Raw genomic sequence first — 19699 nt, 5'->3', positions numbered from 1 at the left:
CTGTCATGCGGAGCATCCGGACATGACAGCGTCGCAGGCTGGAAGGTGTCACAGGTGCCAGGCGTGCGCCATGCAGTTCAGCTCAGAAGCTCCGAAAACGCCTTGTCCGCTTCCAGCACCGCAGGCAGTCCTGCGAAAAGCGCATCCAGGTCGATCCCTTCCATCAGCGGTCCGCCGGACGCATTCTGTGCTTCGGGTGTCGCACCGCTGTGGCTTTCCAGCGCATCCGATACAGTGATTGCCTGAGCGACGATACGCGGTAACGGTGCGTTGTCCGGGGCCTGCATCGGCTTGGCCTGATAAGCGATGGCTTGCAGGATCACCTTCGGCAACTGCCAGCGCCGGGCCAGTTCGGCACCGACTTCCGGGTAGCTGAAGCCCAACTGCAGGGTTTCGCTGGCGCCGCGTCCCGGTGTGCTGGCCCCGGCTGCGTTCAGACGCTCTGCGACCTCGGGGGCGCCGGTCTGGATCAGCAGTTCGCCGATGTTGTGCATCACCCCGCAGGTAAAAGCGATTTCCGGGTCGACGCCGGTCTGCCTGGCCAGCATTCGGCAGATCCCGGCGACCTGGAAGCTTTTCAGCCAAAACCCCTTTAGATCAAAACTCGGCCCGGCCTTGAACGCACCGGTCACGGCGGAGGCCATTACCAAGGTGCGCAAGGTGTTGAAACCCAGGCGCATGGCGGCGTCTTCGATACTCGAGGAATCCCGCGATCCCCGAAAGCGTGCCGAGTTGGCGAGCCGCAGCACCTTGGCCGCGATCACCGGGTCCTTTTCTATATTACGGGCAATGCTTTCGAGGTTGGAGGAGGGGTTGTCGAACTGCAGCATCAGGTCCTGAGCCACTTTGGGAATACTGGGAAGACTGTGCAAATCGTCAAAAAGTTTTTCGATACTCAGCATGGCAAGGCCATCCTCTGCAAGGCGGGGATGTTTTCAACGATAGCCAGTTTTCCAAGCTCTGCACGTTTTGCCATCGATTGTGGGACAGCCCTCTCACGACAGCATAAAAAAATAATCAAGGACTTGTCCCTTGCGGACGATATGACGACACAAGCAATTCCGTAATGTATCGATTCTCGTTCCTGCCTGATGCCCTCAATGCAGTAAACGAGCCCTGTCGACGCTGGTTGCTGAACGGCCTGTATTTGCGCTGCTCAAGAAGGCAGTGCAGTTGTGATGTTTGATTGACGATTCAGAGATCGTCCTAATTGGTTTTCGCCGTGGAAGTAACCGCTATGAAAAGTCTGGGTTTCAGCAAGAAGATCCTGCTCGCCGCCGCGTTGATCGTGGTGGTCGCGTTCAGCATGTTCATCGTCATCAATGATTATCGGCAACGTCAATCGCTTAAATCCAGCGTGAAGTCCGAGCTGCAACAGCTGGGCACATTGACGACGCAAAATATCCAGACCTGGCTGGAAAGCCGCATTCAGCTGCTGCAATCGATGTCTCAGCAAATTGCGGTAGACGGCAAAGAGTTGCCACAGTTGCAGCGCGCAATCGGCGTACCGACCTACAGTGACAACTTTCAGCTGAGCTATTTCGGCAGTACCGAAGGCGTGATGTTTTCGGTTCCGTCGGCCAATCGTCCTGCTGACTATGACCCGCGTGCGCGAGGCTGGTACAAGGCGGCGCAGAATGCGACCGGCACCATCGTCACCGAGCCGTATATCGCGGCTTCGTCCGGCAAGCTGGTTATGACTATGGCAACGCCGGTCAAGTACAAGAATGAGTTTGTGGGTGTTGCCGGCGCCGATATTGCCCTGGACAACGTTACAAAGATCATCAATTCGCTGAACTTCGGCGGCCACGGTTATGCGTTTCTGGTCAGTGCCGAAGGCAAGATTCTGGTCCATCCGGACAGCAAACTGGTCCTCAAGAACATTAGCGAAGCCTACCCGGTCAACACCCCTAAAATCAGCACTAGAGGCTGAACGGCAAGACGGCCAACATCGGCCAGATTCTCGAGGTGATTACCAGCATTTCCCAGCAGACCAACCTGCTGGCACTGAACGCGGCTATTGAAGCGGCGCGTGCCGGTGAAGCGGGGCGTGGCTTTGCGGTGGTAGCGGATGAGGTGCGCAACCTGGCGCATCGCACTCAGGACTCCGCGCAACAAGTGCAGAAGATGATCGAAGAGCTGCAGGTCGGTGCTCGTGAAGCGGTGATCAACATGACCGAAAGTCAGCGCCAGAGCGAAGACAGCGTCGGTATCGCCAACCTGGCCGGTGAGCGTCTGGGTAGCGTGACCCGCCGCATCGAAGAGATCAACGGCATGAACCAGTCGGTCGCGGCGGCAACCGAAGAGCAGACCTCGGTGGTCGAGTCGATCAACGTCGACATCACCCACATCAACACCCTCAACCAGCTGGGCGTGGACAACCTGCGCCAGACCCTGGAAGCCTGCAATTCTCTGGAGGAACAAGCTGCCCGGCTACAGCAACTGGTAGGCAGCTTCAGGATCTGATCCAGCTGCTCTCTGCGCCGCTCCATGCCCTGAAGCGGGCGGCGCAGGAGCGGACCCAAGCCCAGTCTGCGGGCACCTAAAAACGTATGTACGCTGAGCGCTGCGTGGGGTGATGCTCTGCATCACACATGGGCGCTTTGCAACACCCTTTGCGACAAACTGTTATCAGCTCGTCACTTGCGGTTCATGAGGCTGCAACAACACAGGTCCAGTTTGGTTGACACCGAATACGACCTGTCCCGGGTCGTGCCAAGACCGAGAAGCCTCATGGACGCAGCCATTCATGTCGAAGGCCTGAACAAGACTTTCTCGCACAAGAGTGCTCTCGTAGACCTCGCGTTGTCTATACAACCTGGCGAAATGGTTGCCTTGATCGGGGCTTCCGGCTCCGGCAAGTCGACGTTGCTGCGCCATCTTGCAGGCCTGGCCTGCTGTGATCGTGGCAATGGCGGTCAGGTCCGTGTGCTGGGCCGCGAGGTTCAGTCTTCGGGCCGTCTCAACAGCCAGGTGCGCCGTTTGCGCGCCGACATTGGCTACATCTTCCAGCAGTTCAACCTGGTCAACCGTCTCAGCGTACTGGACAACGTATTGCTCGGCTGCCTGGGCCGCATGCCACGCTGGCGCGGTAGCCTGGGGCTGTTCAATAGCGAAGAGAAACAGCGAGCCATGGCCGCGCTGGATCGGGTAGGGCTGGCAGACCTTGCCGGGCAGCGTGCCTCGACGTTGTCAGGTGGCCAGCAGCAACGCGTCGCAATCGCCCGTGCACTTACCCAGCGCGCCGAAGTCATTCTGGCGGACGAACCTATCGCCTCGCTGGACCCCGAGTCCGCCCGCAAGGTCATGGAAATCCTCGCCGACATCAATCGCCGCGATGGCAAGACGATCGTGGTCACGCTGCATCAGGTTGATTATGCCGTGCGCTATTGCCCGCGTGCCGTGGCCCTCAAGGGCGGGCGGATCCATTACGACGGCCTGGCCAGCGACCTCAGCAAGACGTTCCTCAACGACCTGTACGGTGCAGACGAGGATGCCAGCCTGATGATTACCGAACGAAGCCGTCGTGTCCGCCAGAAGCCGCGTCTGGCGCTGGCCAAAGTCTGATGACGCTCACCATCAACCGCCGTTGCATCAACCTCATTACCAGGAGAGCTTGCATGTTCAACCGTATCGGTCGCGTCCTCGCGTCTGCCGCCTTGCTGACCGCCTGCTTGCTGGGCACTGCTCATGCAGCAGAAGAGAAAGTCATCAATTTCGGCATCATGTCCACCGAATCGTCGCAGAACCTGAAAAGTATCTGGCAGCCGTTTCTCGATGACATGAGCAAGAAAACCGGCCTCAAGATTAATGCCACCTTCGCCTCGGACTATGCCGGGCTGATTCAGGGCATGCGCTTTAATAAGGTCGATGTGGCCTGGCTGGGCAACAAGGCTGCACTGGAAGCAGTGGACCGCTCCAATGGCGAAATCTTTGCGCAGACGTCGGCGGCCGACGGTGCCCCCGGTTACTGGAGCCTGTTGATTGTGCGCAAGGACAGCCCGATCAACTCGGTCGAGGACATGCTCAAGAATGCCAAAAACCTGACCTTCGGCAACGGTGATCCCAACTCCACGTCGGGTTATCTGGTGCCAGGCTATTACGTATTCGCCAAGAATCACGTAGACGCCTCCACCGCGTTCAAGCGCACGCTCAACTCCAGTCATGAAGTCAATGCACTGAGCGTCGCCAAGGGCCAGCTGGATGTAGCGACGTTCAACACCGAAAGCTGGGATCGCCTGGCCGTGACCCAGCCGGACAAGGTCAAGGAGCTAAAGGTGATCTGGAAGTCGCCGCTTATCCCGTCCGACCCGATGGTCTGGAGCAAGGCTCTGTCGAACGAAAACAAGGTGAAGATTCGTGAGTTTTTCGCCAGTTACGGCGATACCGACGAAGAGAAAGCCGTCCTCAAGAACATGCAACTGGGCAAGTTCCTCCCCTCCAGCGACGACCAGTTGTTGCCGATTCGCCAACTCGAGCTGTTCAAGCAGCGTACTGAAGTTGTCTCCAGTACTACGCTGGACGCGCAGGAGAAAGCCAGCCGCCTCAAGGACATCGACGCGAACCTGAGCAAATTGCAGGAGCGCATCACAGAGTTGAATCAGAAAACCGCAGCCAGTACTGCAGGCTGATATCAGTCTGCCAACAGGAGGTCGTCATGACCACTCACGCTGCATATATCCACCTTGCGGGCAAGCACAACTGGTCAAGGTACCTGGGCTGGGGGCTGCTGCTGGCCGCGCTGGCCTGGGCCTGGCAAGGCGCCGAGATGAACCCGATGGCACTGGTGCGCGACTCGTCGAACATGGCGACCTTTGCTTCGGACTTCTTTCCGCCTGACTTCCGCGAATGGCGCAGCTACCTCAAGGAAATGCTGGTAACCCTCCAGATCGCCCTGTGGGGCACGGCGCTGGCGATTGTCTGTTCGATACCGCTGGGCATTCTCTGCGCCGAAAACATAACACCGTGGTGGGTTCACTTGCCGATACGGCGTTGCATGGATGCGTTTCGCTCGATCAATGAAATGGTCTTCGCCATGTTGTTCGTGGTGGCGGTCGGCCTCGGGCCGTTCGCCGGGGTGCTGGCGTTGTGGATCAGCACCACCGGGGTGCTGGCCAAGCTGTTTGCCGAAGCCGTGGAAGCCATAGAACCCGGGCCGGTCGAGGGCGTGCGTGCCACTGGGGCCAGCGCTTTGCAGGAAGTGATCTATGGCGTCATTCCGCAGGTCATGCCGTTGTGGATCTCCTATGCTGTATACCGTTTCGAATCGAACGTGCGCTCGGCGACGGTAGTGGGGATGGTCGGGGCAGGCGGGATCGGGGTTATTCTCTGGGAAAATATCCGTGCCTTTGCCTTTGTCCAGACCAGCGCCGTGCTGCTGGTCATCATCGTCGTGGTCAGCGCGATCGACATTGTTTCGCAGCGCCTGCGCAAGCAATTCATTTGACTAAAGAGGGGTGTTCCGATGAACACTTTTTTTAAACATGCAGTTGTCTAGACAAGTTACTCCGATGTACCGCGAGCTCGCCAATACATTGCGTGAAGAGCTGGGCACTTATCAGCCTGGCGACTTTCTACCGGCCGAATTTCAACTGGCTGAGCGCTTCAGTGTCAATCGTCACACCATCCGCCGTGCGGTCGATGAGCTGGTGCGCGAGGGCAGCGTCTTGCGCCGCCAGGGCAAGGGCACTCAAGTGCTGGAGCGCCCGTTGATTTATCCGGTGCAGGCCGACAGCGCCTACAGCAAGTCATGGTCGGCGCAGGGCCTGGGAGTGGAGGCGATTCTGCTGCAACGCCGCGAATGCCAGGCGACGCGTGAAGATGCCCTGCATCTGGGGCTGGAAGAACATGCGCCGCTGATCGAACTGCAGACCCTGCGCAAGCTGGACGGGCAGGCAGTCAGCCTGATTTTTCACCGCTACAGCGCCCGCTACAGCGGGTTGCTGGCCGATTATCACGGAGGTTCGGTGCGTCAGTATCTGGCCGAGCGCGAGCTGCCGTTGAGCCGTGTGCAAAGCCTGATTGGCGCGCGCCTGCCATCCCGTGAAGAGGCCGGGCTGCTGCTGATGCCCCGGCATATGCCTGCGCTGACGGTGCTGACGGTTTCCTCTGATGCCTCCGGGCAAGCTGTGGAGCTTTCCAGATCCGTGAGCCGCGCTGACCGTTTCCAGTATCAAGTCACGACCCCAGTGGCGACTCCCATAAAGACGACCTGACACCGAGGTGTTCCATGCAGACAACTCCTGAAACAGCTGCGCGTCAGCGCTGGATGGGCGTACTGGCCCGCGCCCACGTCGACGAGCTGGGCCGCGAACAGTTCAACCGTCACGAAGCGGCATTGCGTGATGCCGACTACCAGATGATCCGCGCCCCTGAAATCGGCATGACGCTAGTGCGCGGGCGTATGGGGGGGACTGGCTCGGCCTTCAATCTGGGCGAGATGAGTGTCACGCGCTGCGTGGTTCGCCTGGCCGACGGCCGCACTGGCTACAGCTATCTGGCAGGACGCGACAAGCGACATGCAGAGCTGGCTGCCCTGGCCGACGCGCATCTGCAGGGCGCGCAGCAGGCTTGGTGGCTGACCGAACTGATCGAGCCCCTGGTGCGTGCGCAAGCCGAGTGCCGGGCGCGCAAGGACGCTGAAACCGCTGCGACCAAAGTGGAATTCTTTACCCTGGTCCGAGGAGAAGACTGATGAATGCCGTTCTGTTGCAACCCGCTTTCACTGACCCCGTACTCGATGCGCAGCGCAGTTTCCGGGTGGCGCTCAAGGCGCTCGCCGGCCCAGGCGTGATTCAGGCCTTGCCCGCGCGGCATCAGCCGCCTGCATTGCAGGGGCTGGACGCCGCGACCCACGCCTTGTGCCTGACCTTGCTGGACCTGGATACGCCTGTCTGGCTGGCGCCGGCGTTCGATACGCCGGCGATTCGCGCGAACCTTTCGTTTCATTGCGGCAGCCCGATTGTTGCTGATCGAAAAGCTGCGCGCTTTGCGTTGCTCGATGGGCCAGCAGCTCAGGACCTTGAAGGTTTTGACACGGGCAATGATCGTTACCCGGATCAGTCCTGCACGCTGCTTATCCAGTTGCCGAGCCTTGAGGGCGGGCCTGAAATGAGCTGTGTCGGCCCGGGCATCGAGCGTCAGAACAGCGTGAAGTTACCGCTCGACGAGCGATTCTGGAACGAACGCGAATCGCGCAACGAATTTCCGTGCGGGCTGGATATGTTCTTCGTATCGGGCAATCAAATGCTCGGTTTGCCACGCAGCACCCGCGTGCAGGAGTGTGCCTGATGTACGTTGCCGTGAAGGGTGGCGAACAGGCCATCGATAATGCCCACCGCCTGCTGGCCAGCAGGCGCCGTGGCGATACAGGCATCGCTGAGCTCGATGTCGAACAAATCCGTCAGCAGCTGCCGCTGGCCGTTGCAAGGGTCATGAGCGAAGGCTCGTTGTACGACCCGCAACTGGCTGCGCTGGCGATCAAGCAGTCGGCAGGCGACCTGGTCGAGGCGATCTTTCTGCTACGTGCTTACCGCACGACCCTGACGCGCTTTTGCGCCAGCCAGCCTATCGACACTTCGAACATGCAGCTCGACCGGCGCTTGTCTGCCACCTTCAAGGACCTGCCGGGCGGTCAGTTACTGGGGCCGACCTTCGACTACACCCATCGTCTGCTGGATTTCACCCTGCTGGCCGAAGGCGAGCATTCGGGGCCGAATGCGGCTGCGGAGGCGACGCTGGAGCCTTGTCCACGCGTGCTGGGCTTGCTGGCCAGAGAAGGGCTGATGAAGCCCGAGGTCGATGACGGCGAAAGCGTGGCGGACATCACCCGTGAACCGCTGGAGTACCCCGCCAGTCGTGCCCAGCGCTTGCAGGCGCTGGCGCGTGGCGATGAGGGCTTTTTGCTGGCACTGGGTTACTCGACCCAGCGCGGTTATGGCCGTAATCACCCGTTCGCCGGAGAGATCCGTATCGGCACCGTCGAAGTCTGGCTCGAACCCGAAGAACTGGGGTTTCCGATTTCAATTGGCGACATCGAAATCACCGAGTGCGAGATGGTCAACCAGTTCGTTGGCTCGGCGAGCGAACCGGCGCAGTTCACTCGCGGTTACGGGCTGGCGTTCGGCAACGCAGAGCGCAAGGCAATGGGCATGGCGCTGGTGGACCGTTCGTTGCGCGCTGAAGAGTTCAACGAGGAGATTCGCTCGCCTGCGCAACAGGAAGAATTCGTGCTGGCGCATTGCGACAACGTCGAAGCCGCAGGCTTTGTTTCGCACCTCAAGCTGCCGCATTACGTGGACTTCCAGTCTGAACTGGAGTTGATCCGCAAACTGCGCAAATCCGCACCGAAACCGGAGAGGGACCAATGAGTACTGCCCCCATTAGCACTGCGCAACCAGCACCAGGGCGGGACGAGGCTTACAACTTCGCTTATCTGGACGAACAGACCAAACGCATGATTCGTCGCGGGCTGCTCAAGGCGGTCGCGATTCCCGGTTATCAGGTGCCATTCGGTGGGCGCGAAATGCCGCTGCCTTACGGCTGGGGAACCGGTGGCATGCAACTGACGGCCACGATCCTCGGTGACGACGACGTGCTGAAAGTCATCGATCAGGGCGCTGACGACACCACCAACGCGGTGTCGATCCGGCGCTTTTTTGCCCGTACGGCAGGCATCGCCACCACCGAGCGTACCCCGGAGGCTACCGTCATTCAGACCCGCCACCGGATTCCGGAAACGCCGCTGCACGCCGATCAGATCATGGTCTATCAGGTGCCGATTCCCGAACCCCTGCGTTTCATCGAGCCCTCGGAAACCGAGACCCGCACCATGCACGCCCTGGATGATTACGGCGTCATGCACGTCAAACTCTACGAAGACATCGCCACCTTCGGCCACATTGCCACCAGCTACGCCTACCCGGTGATGGTCGATGATCGTTACGTGATGGACCCGTCGCCGATTCCGAAATTCGACAACCCCAAGCTGCACATGAGCCCGGCGCTGATGCTGTTCGGTGCAGGCCGTGAAAAACGCCTGTACGCCGTACCGCCTTTTACCCGAGTAGTGAGCCTCGACTTCGAAGATCACCCCTTTGAAGTTCAGCGCTGGGAGCAATGCTGCGCCATTTGCGGCAGTCACGACTCGTTTCTCGACGAACTGATTCTCGACGACGCCGGCACCCAGAGTTTTGTCTGCTCCGATACCGATTACTGCTCCCAGCGTGTCAAACAGCAGGAGAACGCACGATGATCAGTGCCCTTTCTTTGAATTCCGAGGCCGAGCGCCAGGCAGAACCTGTGCAGCCGCTGCTCAAGGTCCGGGGGCTGACCCGACTGTACGGAGTGCAGAAGGGCTGTCAGGACGTCAGTTTCGACCTGTACCCCGGCGAGGTGCTGGGTATTGTGGGTGAATCCGGCTCGGGCAAATCCACTCTATTGTCGCTGCTGAGCGGACGTTGCCCGCCGGATCGCGGCAACATCGATTATCGCGGTACGGATGGCGACTGGCTGGATCTGTACAGCGCCAGCGAGGCGCAGCGTCGCACGTTACTGCGCACTGAGTGGGGTTTTGTCGAGCAAAACCCGCGTGACGGTCTGCGCATGGGCGTGTCGGCCGGGGCCAACATCGGCGAACGGCTCATGGCCCAGGGCGTGCGCAATTATCAGCAGCTGCGTGGTGCGGCGGTGGATTGGCTGACTCAGGTGGAGATTGATCCGCAACGCATCGACGACCTGCCGCGCACGTTTTCCGGCGGCATGCAGCAACGCCTGCAAATCGCCCGCAATCTGGTGTCCAGCCCGAGGCTGGTGTTCATGGACGAACCCACCGGCGGGCTGGATGTGTCGGTGCAGGCACGCTTGCTCGATCTGCTGCGCGGGCTGGTTCGCGAACTGGACCTGGCGGTGGTGATTGTCACTCATGACTTGGCGGTGGCAAGGCTGCTGGCGGATCGGCTGATGGTCATGCGCCGCTCGAAAGTCGTGGAAAGCGGCCTCACCGATCAGATCCTCGATGATCCGCAGCATCCGTATTCGCAGTTGCTGGTGTCCTCGGTGTTGCAGCCATGAGCCAGCCGGTCCACTCACAAGAGGTGAGCTCAATGACGACGTTGATCGAGGTCCGCGACCTGTCGAAAACCTTCACCCTGCATCAGCACAACGGCGTGGTCCTGAATGTGTTGCGCGGCCTTAATTTCTCGGTGCGAAGTGGCGAATGCCTGGTACTCAGCGGGCAGTCCGGCGCTGGTAAAAGCACGCTACTGCGCACCCTGTACGGCAACTACCTGCCTGCCGCCGGGAGCATTCGCGTGCAGCACGAGAGGCAGATGATCGAGCTGGTCGGCGCTACCCCGCGACAAGTACTCGAGGTGCGGCGCAAGACTCTGGGCTACGTCAGCCAGTTTTTGCGCGTCATCCCGCGTGTATCCAGCCTGGACGTGTTGATGGAACCCGCACTGGCGCGAGGCTGGTCCCGCGAGCAGGCTCACGAGCGGGCGCAACTGCTGCTGACCCGCCTCACCATACCGCAACGCCTGTGGCCGCTGGCGCCCAGTACGTTCTCCGGCGGCGAGCAGCAACGCATCAACATTGCCCGAGCATTCATGGTGCCTTGGCCCGTGTTGTTGCTTGACGAACCGACTGCCTCGCTGGATGACGCCAACCGCCAGGTGGTGCTGGAACTGGTCACTGAAGCCAAGCAGGCCGGTGCCGCACTGATCGGCATCTTCCACGACCGTGACGCCCGAGAGTCGGTCGCCGACCGTCAACTCGACATGACCCCGGTGGCACTCACCGCCAAGGAGTTGCAGCAATGCTGAACGAACAGATTTTCAGTAACGCCCGTGTAGTGACTGCCGAGCAGGTGTTCACCGGCACTGTGGTGGTGCGTGACGGGCTTATCGCGGAGCTTCAGACCGGGAGCAGCCAACTGAGCCAGGCTCATGACATGCGCGGCGATTACCTCTTGCCGGGGCTGGTGGAGCTGCACACGGATAACCTGGAAAAGCACTTGTCGCCGCGCCCTGGTGTCGACTGGCCGTCGATGTCAGCCGTGATCAGCCACGATGCACAAATCGTCGCAGCCGGTATCACTACGGTGTTCGACGCACTGTCTATCGGCGACATCAACCCCAAGGGCAAGCGCATGCAGCAACTGCCCTCGATGCTGAAGGCAATTGCCGATGCAAACGAGGCTGGCCTGACCCGCGCTGATCATCTGTTGCACCTGCGCTGCGAGGTCAGCCATCCGGACACTCTTGATGTGTTTCGCGACCTGGTAGGCCAGCCCTTGGTGCAACTGGTTTCGGTGATGGACCACGCACCCGGCCAGCGCCAGTTCGCCCTAGAGTCCAAGTACCGCGAGTACTACATGGGCAAATACCACATGAGCCATGAGGAAATGGATCGTTTTATCGTCGAACAGGTCGCCAACTCCACCGAGTACGCCGACCGCTACCGGCGTGCGATTGTCGAACTGTGTCTGGCACGTGGCCTGTCGATTGCCAGCCACGACGACGCGACGATGGCGCATGTCGAGGAGTCGGCAGGTTACGGCATGAACATCGCCGAATTTCCGACCACACTCGAGGCAGCCAAAGGCTGTCGCCAACTGGGCATGAGTGTGTTGATGGGCGCACCGAACATCGTGCGCGGCGGCTCACACTCCGGTAACGTGGCGGCAGCATCATTGGCAAGGGAAGGGCTACTGGACATTCTCTCCAGCGATTATTATCCGGCCAGTCTACTGCAGGCGGCATTCATGCTCGCCGATCAGGACAACGAATGCGGTTTGCCGCAGGCTGTCAACATGGTCAGCCGCACACCGGCCGTTGCAGCAGGGCTGACGGATCGTGGCGAAATTCGCGTTGGGCTGCGCGCAGATCTGATTCAGGCGCGTAGCCATGGCGGTCTGCCGGTAATCGATAAAGTCTGGCGACAGGGCAAGAGGGTGTTTTGATGGTTGGCAGACTGATTTATCTGATCGGGCCGTCTGGTTCAGGCAAGGACAGCCTGCTGGACGCTGCCCGGGAAACCCTGGCGCGGCGCGACTGCCGGGTGGTTCGCAGAGTGATCACCCGTTCTGCGGAAGCGGTGGGCGAGGCGGCACAGGCAGTGACCGTCGAACAGTTCGAATACATGCGCGAGCGCGGTGCGTTCGCCTTGTGCTGGCAGGCCAACGGCCTGCGCTACGGCATCCCCATCGAGATCGATCAATGGCTGCTTGAAGGCCATGACGTGCTTATCAACGGTTCCCGAGCGCATCTGCAGAAAGCCCAAGCGCGTTATCCGAACCTGTTGGCCGTATTGTTGATGGTCAATCAAGACGTTTTGCGTCAGCGCCTGCTGGCGCGTAACCGGGAAACCCTGGCGGAAATCGAGGAAAGGCTGGAGCGCAACGCACGCTTCGCCGGGGGCTTGATGGCAGATACTCCGCAGGTGGTGCCACTGGATAATTCCGCTGATTTGCAACAGACGGTTGCGACCCTGATCGGCTTGCTGGACAAGCGACACGCATGCGCCTGACCCTGCTGGGCACCGGTGATGCGCGGCAGGTGCCGGTCTACGGTTGCAACTGTATGGCCTGTTCTGCGGCGCGGGACGATCAGGATTTACGGCGCTTGCCCTGCAGTGCGTTGATCGAATGCGCAGACCAACGCTGGCTGATCGACAGCGGCCTCAACGATCTGACCGAGCGTTTTCCGCCGCACAGCCTGAGCGGCATTTTGCAGACCCACTACCATGCCGATCATGCGCAGGGCCTGCTGCATCTGCGCTGGGGGCAGGGGTTGATCATCCCGGTCCACGGCCCGGCGGACCCGGAAGGCCTGGCTGACCTTTACAAGCACCCCGGCATTCTTGATTTCAGCCAGCCATTTGCAGCGTTCGAAACCCGATCGCTGGGCGCTATGCAAGTCACTGCGCTGCCATTGACACACTCCAGGCCCACCTTTGGTTATCTGTTTGAAGGTGACGGGCAACGCATTGCTTACCTGACCGACACCGTCGGCCTGCCCGACGTGACCCGCGAGTTCCTGCAACGCCAGCCGCTGGACGTGCTGGTTCTCGACTGCTCCATGCCCCCGCAACCTCAGCCACCGCGTAATCACAATGACCTGACGTTGGCGCTGGAAAGCATTGACCAACTGCGACCGGGCAAAGCGGTGTTGACGCATATTGGCCACACGCTGGATGCGTGGTTGATGACACAGCCTAGAGAGTTGCCGGGCAATGTGGTGGTTGGGCGTGATGCAATGGCGGTGGTCTGAGAATCCCCCTCACATCGCCCCCACCTCAGGCTTACCGCCCTTCGACCCACCATAAATAGGCGGATGCGTGACGATATGTGTCAGATCGACTCCCGACGTCAGCAGTTTCTGCAGGTCCGGGCGTGGCCGGGACAAGCGTGGGTCGTACGCCGTCGCTTGCTCAAGCGCCTGTGCGCAGGCGAGCAGTTTTGCGTCGCCACGAAAACCGCCGATCACCTGCAGCCCGAATGGCATGCCTTTATGATCGGTGCCGCAGGGCAGGGACAACGCGGGGTTGGTGGTCAGGGTGATGGTGTAACACAGCGCCAGCCAGCGGTAGTAGTTGTCCAGTGGTTCGCCGTTGACTTCGCGCAGGTACAGCTCGCTCCAGGGGAACGGCGACACCGGTGTGGTCGGGGCGAGGATAACGTCGTAGTGTTCGAATTGCTTCTGGAAGCCGCGAAAGATTCGGCTCTGTTCGCCATGTGCCTTTACGCAGTCCTGCAACGACATCGCTACGCCCATGTCGAAATTGGCTCGGGTGTTGGGGCCCAGCGCTTCCGGGTTGCGGTCGTGGGCGTCCTGCAAGCCGGCGACGAATGCTTCGGCGCGCAGGACGTCGAAGGTACGGTGGGCACTGCTCAGGTTCAGGTCGATGGCTTCGCAGGACTTGAACAGCGGTTTCAGTGCGCTGATCTTTTCCCGGAAGACTGCACGAATATGGGTGTCCACCGCGCAGGTGCCGAAATCTTCGCTGTAGCCGACCCGCAGTTGGCTGAGGTCTACCTGACGAGGAGCAAATTCGTCAGCGGCGATGGCATAGCTCAATGGGTCGGACTGCGCCAGCCCGGCGCTGGCACGCAGTTGCAGCAGGGTGTCGGCGACGTTGCGGCCCATCGGGCCGACGACGGAAATGGGGGTCCAGCCGAGTTTCTTGCGCTCGCTCGGCACCAAGCCCGGAGAAGGGCGCAAGCCGACGATGCCGCACAGCGCGGCGGGAATTCGCAGCGAGCCACCGGTGTCAGAGCCGCTGCACAGTGGCACCATATCCACCGCCAGCGCAGCGGCCGAGCCACCCTAAGAACCGCCTGCATTCAATTCAGGGTTGAACGGGTTGCCGGTTGCGCCCCAGACCACGTTGCGGGTGTTGGCGCCGGCGCCCAGTTCCGGCACGTTGGTCTTGCCGAGCATGATTGCCCCGGCAGCGCGCAGGCGGGCGACGAACAGGTTGTCCTGGGTGGGTATGTTGTCGCGGAACAATGGCGAGCCGTAGGTGGTGAGTACTTCTGCGGTTTCTTCCAGGTCCTTGATGCCGATTGGCAAACCATGCAGCAAGCCCAGCGGTTTGCCTTGCATCACCGCCTGTTCGGCGCTGACAGCCTCGCTTCTGGCGCGGTCAAAGCAGGTCGCGGCAAAGGCGTTGATTTTCGGATTGAGGGTCTCGATGCGCTCGATACAGGCGTCGAGCAACTCCACTGGCGAGATCTGTTTGCTGCCGATCAGCGCCCGCAGTTCGGTGGCGGATTTGCCGAGAAGCTCGGAAGAATTTTGCATGGGGTTTCCTCGTAGTGTTGATCGCAGCCACGCGCCACATTTACGGCTTTACACGAATCTGCTTTTGATTCTGGCCGCATGCCGTGGGAGCTTCAGGAGGTCACGACGGCTGCGATGGGCTGCGAAGCGGGCCTGAAATTGGTAACCTCGGTTGTGCCTGATGTCCTTTATATGCTGGTTTTGCTGTCGGTTCCCGACAGTTCGCGGACAAGTCCGCTCCCACACAAGCGACGCGTCGCCCGGTCTGCTCCTACCCTCATACATACCTGGCGGTAATGAGGCATCCTCAAAAATCCCCGAGCGCCAGTATCGTCGCCACTAGTGCCTGGCCTCTGGGGATCAAAGTATCAAGCTCCAGATACTCACGGTCGGTGTGCACTTTGCCGCCTACCGGGCCGAGGCCGCACAGGGTGGGGATGCCGAGGCTGGCGGTGAAACCCGAGTCGGCGCAGCCGCCGGTGAATTCGCCTTCGACAGCGAAGCCCAGCTCCTGCGCAAGGCCCTGATAAATAGCCAGCAAATCAGTGCTGTGCTTCGCTTCCATTGGCAGGAAAGTGGTGGCTTCCAGCAGTCTGGCCGATGTGCCGGTCAATTCCTCCTCGGCAACGATGGCCTGGACTGCTGCGAGAATTTCATCCCATTGCCTGAGCTCGACAAAACGTACATCGAGTTTGGCTGTGGCGCTGGGTGCAACGGTGTTGCTGGACGTACCGCCCGAGATCAGCCCGACATTGGTGGTAATACCCGCTGCATAGTTGGTCAGCGCATGCAGCTTGATCACCTTGTGTGCCAGCGCATGGATGGCGCTGGCACCGTCCGCATGATTGACCCCGGAATGCGCTGCACGGCCACTGACTTCGATGATCAGCGTAGCGCCGCCTTTGCGGGCGCTGACCACGTTGCCGCTGGCACGCCCTGGCTCCGGGTTGAGGACTGCGCGCGCCTGACTGGCGTATTTTTCGATGTGAACACGAGCGCTGGCGGACCCGATTTCTTCGTCGCCGGTGTACAGGATCTGCACGGGAAACGGCAGCGGGCCGATTTGTTTCAGTGCTTTGAGTGCAAAGCAGTTCAACACCAGGCCGCCTTTCATGTCGGCAACGCCGGGGCCATAGGCCAGTGCGCTGTCTTTTGTCTCGTCTTTCGAGTAGCCGCGCGTAGTTGTCGTGCCTTTCGGGAAAACCGTATCGCGATGACCGAGCAGCAATACAGGCTTGCCGAGGCCGCCCGGTAACTCGGCCAACAGCACATCGCCAAAACCTTCGACGGGGATGCGTTCGACGCTTATCCCGTCGGCCTGCAATTGCGCAGCGAGCAGATCGCCTACCGCATCGACACCGGCCTTGTCGTAGCTGTTGGAGTCGGTGTCGACCAGGCTCTGCAACAGGGCTTCCATCGCTCCGTACTGCTCGCTCAGCCAGTCTGTTGCCTGCCGTTGTGCTTCATTCATTGACTCAGCTCCTGTGCCCGATGCTCTCGGGTCAGCCGTGCGCCATCGGTTCCCAGGTCCCAGAACAGACCGGCCATGATTTGCAGGCTCTCTTTGACCACTGGCGCCAGCAAATGCTCGTCGGGTGCATGCTGCGAGCAGGCCGGGTACGAGTGTGGCACCCAGACCGTTGGCAGGCCCAGCACTTCAGCGAAGACATCGTTGGGCAGCGAACCACCCAGATTGGGCAGCAATGCTGGTTTTTTGCCGGTGGTGGTCGCCAGCGATTCCAGTGCCCAGCCGACCCACGGGCTGTTAGGTGAAAGGCGCGTGGCGTGCATCACGTCCATACGTGTCTGGCGCACCTCGACCTGAGTGAAACCGTGCGCATCCAGATGCGTGCGCACCGCTGGAATGAAGGCGGTGTAATCGCTGTCGACCACAAAACGGATGTGGCACAGCGCGTGGGCCTTGCCAGGTATGGCGTGCACTGGCGCGTCGGGGTTGCCGGTCTTGAATGCTAGGATGTCGAGGGTGTTCCAGCCGAAGACCTTTTCGCTGAGCGACAACGTCGGTTCCCCCCAATGCGGATCAATGTCCGGGTCGCCGGGGCCGCCGCCGACTTCGATATCCGCCAGCGCGGCTTTTACTGCGTCGGGAATGGCGGTTGGCATCAGGCCCGCGACTTTTACCCGACCGTGCTCATCGACCATGCTGGCGATGGCGTTGGCCAGGATGATGCCGGGGTTGGCCAGCAGGCCACCCCAGTTGCCGGAATGGTGCGCGCCTTCGCGCAGATTGACCGTCAGCTCGAAGTTGAACACCCCGCGTGAGCCGAGAAACAGGGTAGGGCGCGCGGCTGCCAGACGCGGACCGTCCGAGGCGATGAAAATATCTGCGGCAAGCTCTTCTGCGTGCGCCTGGCAGAACGCGCTGAGGCCGGGCGAGCCGTCTTCTTCGCCCATCTCCAGCAGCAGTTTGACGTTGAAACCCAGCTTGCCGTCGCGCGCTTTCATGGTCTGTTCGAGGGCGGTCAGGTTGATCAGGTGCTGGCCCTTGTTATCGGCGGTTCCGCGCCCATACCAGTGGTCGTCGCGTTCGGTGACCTTCCACGGCGACAGGCCCGCCTGCCACTGTGCATCGTAGCCGCGCACCACATCACCATGGCCGTAACTGAGCAGTGTCGGCATGGCCGGGTCTTCGATGCGCGTCGCGATCATCAGTGGCCCGCGGCCCGCGACCGGGTTGTCGTACACCTTGACGTCGAAACCCAGACGCTCGACGTGCGGAGTGATGAACTCGTTCAGGTAACGATAAAGCTCCGGCAGGCTCGAAGCCTCCTGGCTTTGGGTCGGATAGGCGACGCTGTCGCCGAGCAAGGCGAAAAAGTTGCCGTTGTCGAACTGCTCGGTGGCGTTTTCGATGGCATGCGATCGGCTACTCATGAGGGCATTAACTCCAGGGTTTTCGAGGTGTCGCGCAAGTGGCATCGGACGGTTCCTCCTTCCATGCGGCCAGTGCTCGGGTAGTTTTCCTTGCACACCGCCATGCAGCTCGGGCAGCGCGGATGAAAGGCGCAGCCGGACGGCGGTGACATAGGGTTGGGAAAGGTGCCATGCAGGCCCAGGTCCGGAATACCCAGATGCGGGTCGGGGGTCAGCACCGAGTCCAGCAACGCCTGGGTGTAAGGATGACCGGGCCTTGCAAACAGCGATTCGCGGCTGCGTTCTTCGACGATTTTGCCCAGGTACATAACCGCTACCCGGTCTGCCAAGTGCTCGATGACTGCAAGGTTATGGCTGATCAGCAGGTAGGTGAGGCCAAACTCCTGTTTCAGGTCCTGCAGCAGGTTGAGAATCTGCGCCTGCACTGAAACGTCCAGCGCCGAGGTCGGCTCATCGCAGATCAGTACATCGGGGCGCATCACCAGCGCACGGGCAATTGCCACGCGCTGACGCTGACCGCCAGAGAGCTGGCTGGGGTAGCTGTCGATTACCCGTTTCGGCAGACCGACTACATCCATCATCGATTCGACACGCTGACGGCGCTCGGCGTTAGTGCCGATGTCATGCACGATCAACGGCAGGGTGACGATTTCGCGCAGGGTTTTGCGCGGGTTCAGGGATGAGTAAGGGTCCTGAAAAATCGGCTGGATACGCCGCGCCATTTCCTTGCGGTCGGTGCCTGCCAGGTGCTTGCCGTTGACCAGTACATCGCCGCTGCTGGGTGCAAGCAGGCCCAGCAACATTTTCGCCAAAGTGCTTTTGCCGCAACCGGATTCGCCTACCAGACCGAGGGTTTCGCCGCGCATCAGGCGCAGCGACACGCCGTCGACCGCTTTCAGCGTGGCGTTGGGTTTGAAGAAACCACGGCTGATGCTGAATTCGCGGCGGATGTCGCACAGTTCCAGGGCGATATCTTTTTTGACACTGATGTTCAGGGCTTGTCGGGTCATGAGGTAATGCCCTCGCGGCACAACACGGGCTCGGCGTTCGCCGTGGCGAACAGGCAGCGGGTCATGTGATTGTGGCTGTGAACCGGCGGGACGTCTTCGGCGCAGGCTGCGACTGCCTGTGGGCAGCGGTTGCGGAATGCACAGCCATGTTGCTCGCCCACCAGACTGGGCACCAGACCCGGAATCGACCCCAGCGGCTGACCCGGCTGGGTGCGTCCGGGAATCGGTATGCTCGCCAGCAGGCCGCGCGTGTAAGGATGTTGCGGGTTTTCGAACAGCTCGATCGCCGGGGCGGTTTCGACGATCTGCCCGGCGTACATCACTGCAACCCGGTCGGCAATGCGCGCCACCAGCCCAAGGTCGTGAGTGATGAAGATTACTGCTAGGCCGAACTCTTTCTGAATGTCGCGGATCAGCCGCAGGATCTGCGCCTGAATGGTCACGTCCAGTGCAGTGGTCGGCTCGTCGGCGATGATCACATCCGGCTCGCACATCAGCGCCATGGCGATGATTACCCGCTGGCGCAGGCCACCTGACAATTGATGCGGATATTGGCGCAGGCGTTCGCCAGCGTTGCTGATCCCGACCTTCTCCAGCATCTGTGCAGCGCGCTGCAGGGCTTCCTTGCGTGACACCTTGCGGTGCCGGGTCAGCACTTCACTGAGCTGATCGCCGATGCTGTAGGCGGGGTTCAGGGAGGTCATGGGCTCCTGAAATATCATTGCCAGACGGTTGCCGCGCAGGTCGCACATCTGCCGTTCGCTCTGGGTCAGCATGTCGATGTCGTCCAGCTTCAATGTCGTCGCGGTACGCCGGGCCTTGCGCGGCAGCAGGTCCATGAGTGCCAGCGAAGTCAGGGATTTTCCGCAGCCCGATTCGCCGACGATGCACATCATTTCGCCGCGCTTTACCTGAAAGTCCAGGCCGCGCACTGCGTGGAGCGTGTCTTGCCCTAGAGGGATCTCGACACACAGGTTTTCAACATGCAACAGCGCCATGTGCGTATCTCCTCTG

General features: G+C 60.7%; 18 protein-coding genes and 2 pseudogenes. 14 read left to right on the top strand and 6 right to left on the bottom strand.

Translation table 11 applies throughout. The features are described from left to right. Positions 1-77: 77 nt before the first annotated feature. A complete protein-coding gene (locus I9H09_RS14450) occupies positions 78-902 on the bottom strand; it encodes an HDOD domain-containing protein (RefSeq protein ID WP_024669069.1) in 825 nt (274 codons plus the stop codon). A gap of 335 nt (positions 903-1237) precedes the next feature. Here I9H09_RS14450 and I9H09_RS27200 point away from each other — a divergent pair. The 14 genes and pseudogenes from I9H09_RS27200 to phnP all read left to right on the top strand — a co-directional run bounded on the left by I9H09_RS27200 (position 1238) and on the right by phnP (position 13268). Continuing rightward, positions 1238-2466: pseudogene (locus I9H09_RS27200) on the top strand (methyl-accepting chemotaxis protein). Between the two features lie 267 nt (positions 2467-2733). Continuing rightward, on the top strand, positions 2734-3567 hold the full coding sequence (gene phnC, locus I9H09_RS14435; RefSeq protein WP_054998168.1) for a phosphonate ABC transporter ATP-binding protein: 834 nt from the start codon (positions 2734-2736) through the stop codon (positions 3565-3567). A gap of 53 nt (positions 3568-3620) precedes the next feature. Then, positions 3621-4631 (top strand): phosphonate ABC transporter substrate-binding protein, encoded by a 1011-nt coding sequence (phnD, locus tag I9H09_RS14430; protein WP_054998169.1) that lies wholly within the window; start codon positions 3621-3623, stop codon positions 4629-4631. 26 nt (positions 4632-4657) lie between these two features. Beyond that, positions 4658-5446: a phosphonate ABC transporter, permease protein PhnE gene (gene phnE, locus I9H09_RS14425; RefSeq protein WP_122347150.1), complete on the top strand. Its 789-nt coding sequence runs from the start codon at positions 4658-4660 to the stop codon at positions 5444-5446. 37 nt (positions 5447-5483) lie between these two features. Beyond that, positions 5484-6215, top strand: coding sequence for a phosphonate metabolism transcriptional regulator PhnF (gene phnF, locus I9H09_RS14420; protein WP_053480803.1), 732 nt, complete (start codon positions 5484-5486; stop codon positions 6213-6215). Between the two features lie 14 nt (positions 6216-6229). After that, on the top strand, positions 6230-6694 hold the full coding sequence (gene phnG / locus I9H09_RS14415) for a phosphonate C-P lyase system protein PhnG (RefSeq protein WP_054998170.1): 465 nt from the start codon (positions 6230-6232) through the stop codon (positions 6692-6694). Next, complete coding sequence (gene phnH / locus I9H09_RS14410; protein ID WP_024689864.1) at positions 6694-7290, top strand: phosphonate C-P lyase system protein PhnH; 597 nt, start codon at positions 6694-6696, stop codon at positions 7288-7290. The genes phnG and phnH overlap by 1 nt, the downstream gene beginning before the upstream one ends. Beyond that, positions 7290-8369 (top strand): carbon-phosphorus lyase complex subunit, encoded by a 1080-nt coding sequence (locus I9H09_RS14405; protein WP_122323379.1) that lies wholly within the window; start codon positions 7290-7292, stop codon positions 8367-8369. The genes phnH and I9H09_RS14405 overlap by 1 nt, the downstream gene beginning before the upstream one ends. Continuing rightward, complete coding sequence (locus tag I9H09_RS14400) at positions 8366-9253, top strand: alpha-D-ribose 1-methylphosphonate 5-phosphate C-P-lyase PhnJ (protein WP_005893370.1); 888 nt, start codon at positions 8366-8368, stop codon at positions 9251-9253. Before I9H09_RS14405 ends, I9H09_RS14400 begins: the two co-directional genes overlap by 4 nt. After that, a complete protein-coding gene (phnK, locus tag I9H09_RS14395) occupies positions 9250-10071 on the top strand; it encodes a phosphonate C-P lyase system protein PhnK (RefSeq protein WP_005893366.1) in 822 nt (273 codons plus the stop codon). The genes I9H09_RS14400 and phnK overlap by 4 nt, the downstream gene beginning before the upstream one ends. Positions 10072-10103: 32 nt before the next feature. Continuing rightward, complete coding sequence (phnL, locus tag I9H09_RS14390) at positions 10104-10820, top strand: phosphonate C-P lyase system protein PhnL (protein ID WP_054997686.1); 717 nt, start codon at positions 10104-10106, stop codon at positions 10818-10820. Next, positions 10814-11959: an alpha-D-ribose 1-methylphosphonate 5-triphosphate diphosphatase gene (locus I9H09_RS14385; RefSeq protein ID WP_005893358.1), complete on the top strand. Its 1146-nt coding sequence runs from the start codon at positions 10814-10816 to the stop codon at positions 11957-11959. The genes phnL and I9H09_RS14385 overlap by 7 nt, the downstream gene beginning before the upstream one ends. Further along, positions 11959-12525, top strand: coding sequence for a phosphonate metabolism protein/1,5-bisphosphokinase (PRPP-forming) PhnN (gene phnN / locus I9H09_RS14380; protein WP_005893356.1), 567 nt, complete (start codon positions 11959-11961; stop codon positions 12523-12525). The genes I9H09_RS14385 and phnN overlap by 1 nt, the downstream gene beginning before the upstream one ends. Continuing rightward, positions 12516-13268 (top strand): phosphonate metabolism protein PhnP, encoded by a 753-nt coding sequence (phnP, locus tag I9H09_RS14375; RefSeq protein ID WP_005893354.1) that lies wholly within the window; start codon positions 12516-12518, stop codon positions 13266-13268. The genes phnN and phnP overlap by 10 nt, the downstream gene beginning before the upstream one ends. Positions 13269-13277: 9 nt before the next feature. Here phnP and I9H09_RS14370 read toward each other — a convergent pair. From I9H09_RS14370 to I9H09_RS14350, 5 genes and pseudogenes are all read right to left on the bottom strand, one after another. After that, positions 13278-14801: pseudogene (locus tag I9H09_RS14370) on the bottom strand (amidase). Positions 14802-15087: 286 nt separating this feature from the next. Then, positions 15088-16251: a M20 family metallopeptidase gene (locus I9H09_RS14365; RefSeq protein WP_005893349.1), complete on the bottom strand. Its 1164-nt coding sequence runs from the start codon at positions 16249-16251 to the stop codon at positions 15088-15090. Continuing rightward, a complete protein-coding gene (locus I9H09_RS14360; RefSeq protein ID WP_005893347.1) occupies positions 16248-17675 on the bottom strand; it encodes a M20 family metallopeptidase in 1428 nt (475 codons plus the stop codon). The genes I9H09_RS14365 and I9H09_RS14360 overlap by 4 nt, the downstream gene beginning before the upstream one ends. Continuing rightward, complete coding sequence (locus I9H09_RS14355) at positions 17672-18685, bottom strand: ABC transporter ATP-binding protein (protein ID WP_053932265.1); 1014 nt, start codon at positions 18683-18685, stop codon at positions 17672-17674. Before I9H09_RS14355 ends, I9H09_RS14360 begins: the two co-directional genes overlap by 4 nt. Next, positions 18682-19683 (bottom strand): ABC transporter ATP-binding protein, encoded by a 1002-nt coding sequence (locus I9H09_RS14350; protein ID WP_236502337.1) that lies wholly within the window; start codon positions 19681-19683, stop codon positions 18682-18684. Before I9H09_RS14350 ends, I9H09_RS14355 begins: the two co-directional genes overlap by 4 nt. Between the last annotated feature and the right edge of the window lie 16 nt (positions 19684-19699).

Source organism: Pseudomonas tremae, assembly GCF_023278125.1.
Taxonomy (GTDB): domain Bacteria; phylum Pseudomonadota; class Gammaproteobacteria; order Pseudomonadales; family Pseudomonadaceae; genus Aquipseudomonas; species Aquipseudomonas tremae.
The sequence above is the reverse complement of the archived record's forward strand: the minus strand, read 5'-3'. Positions and strand labels throughout refer to the sequence as shown.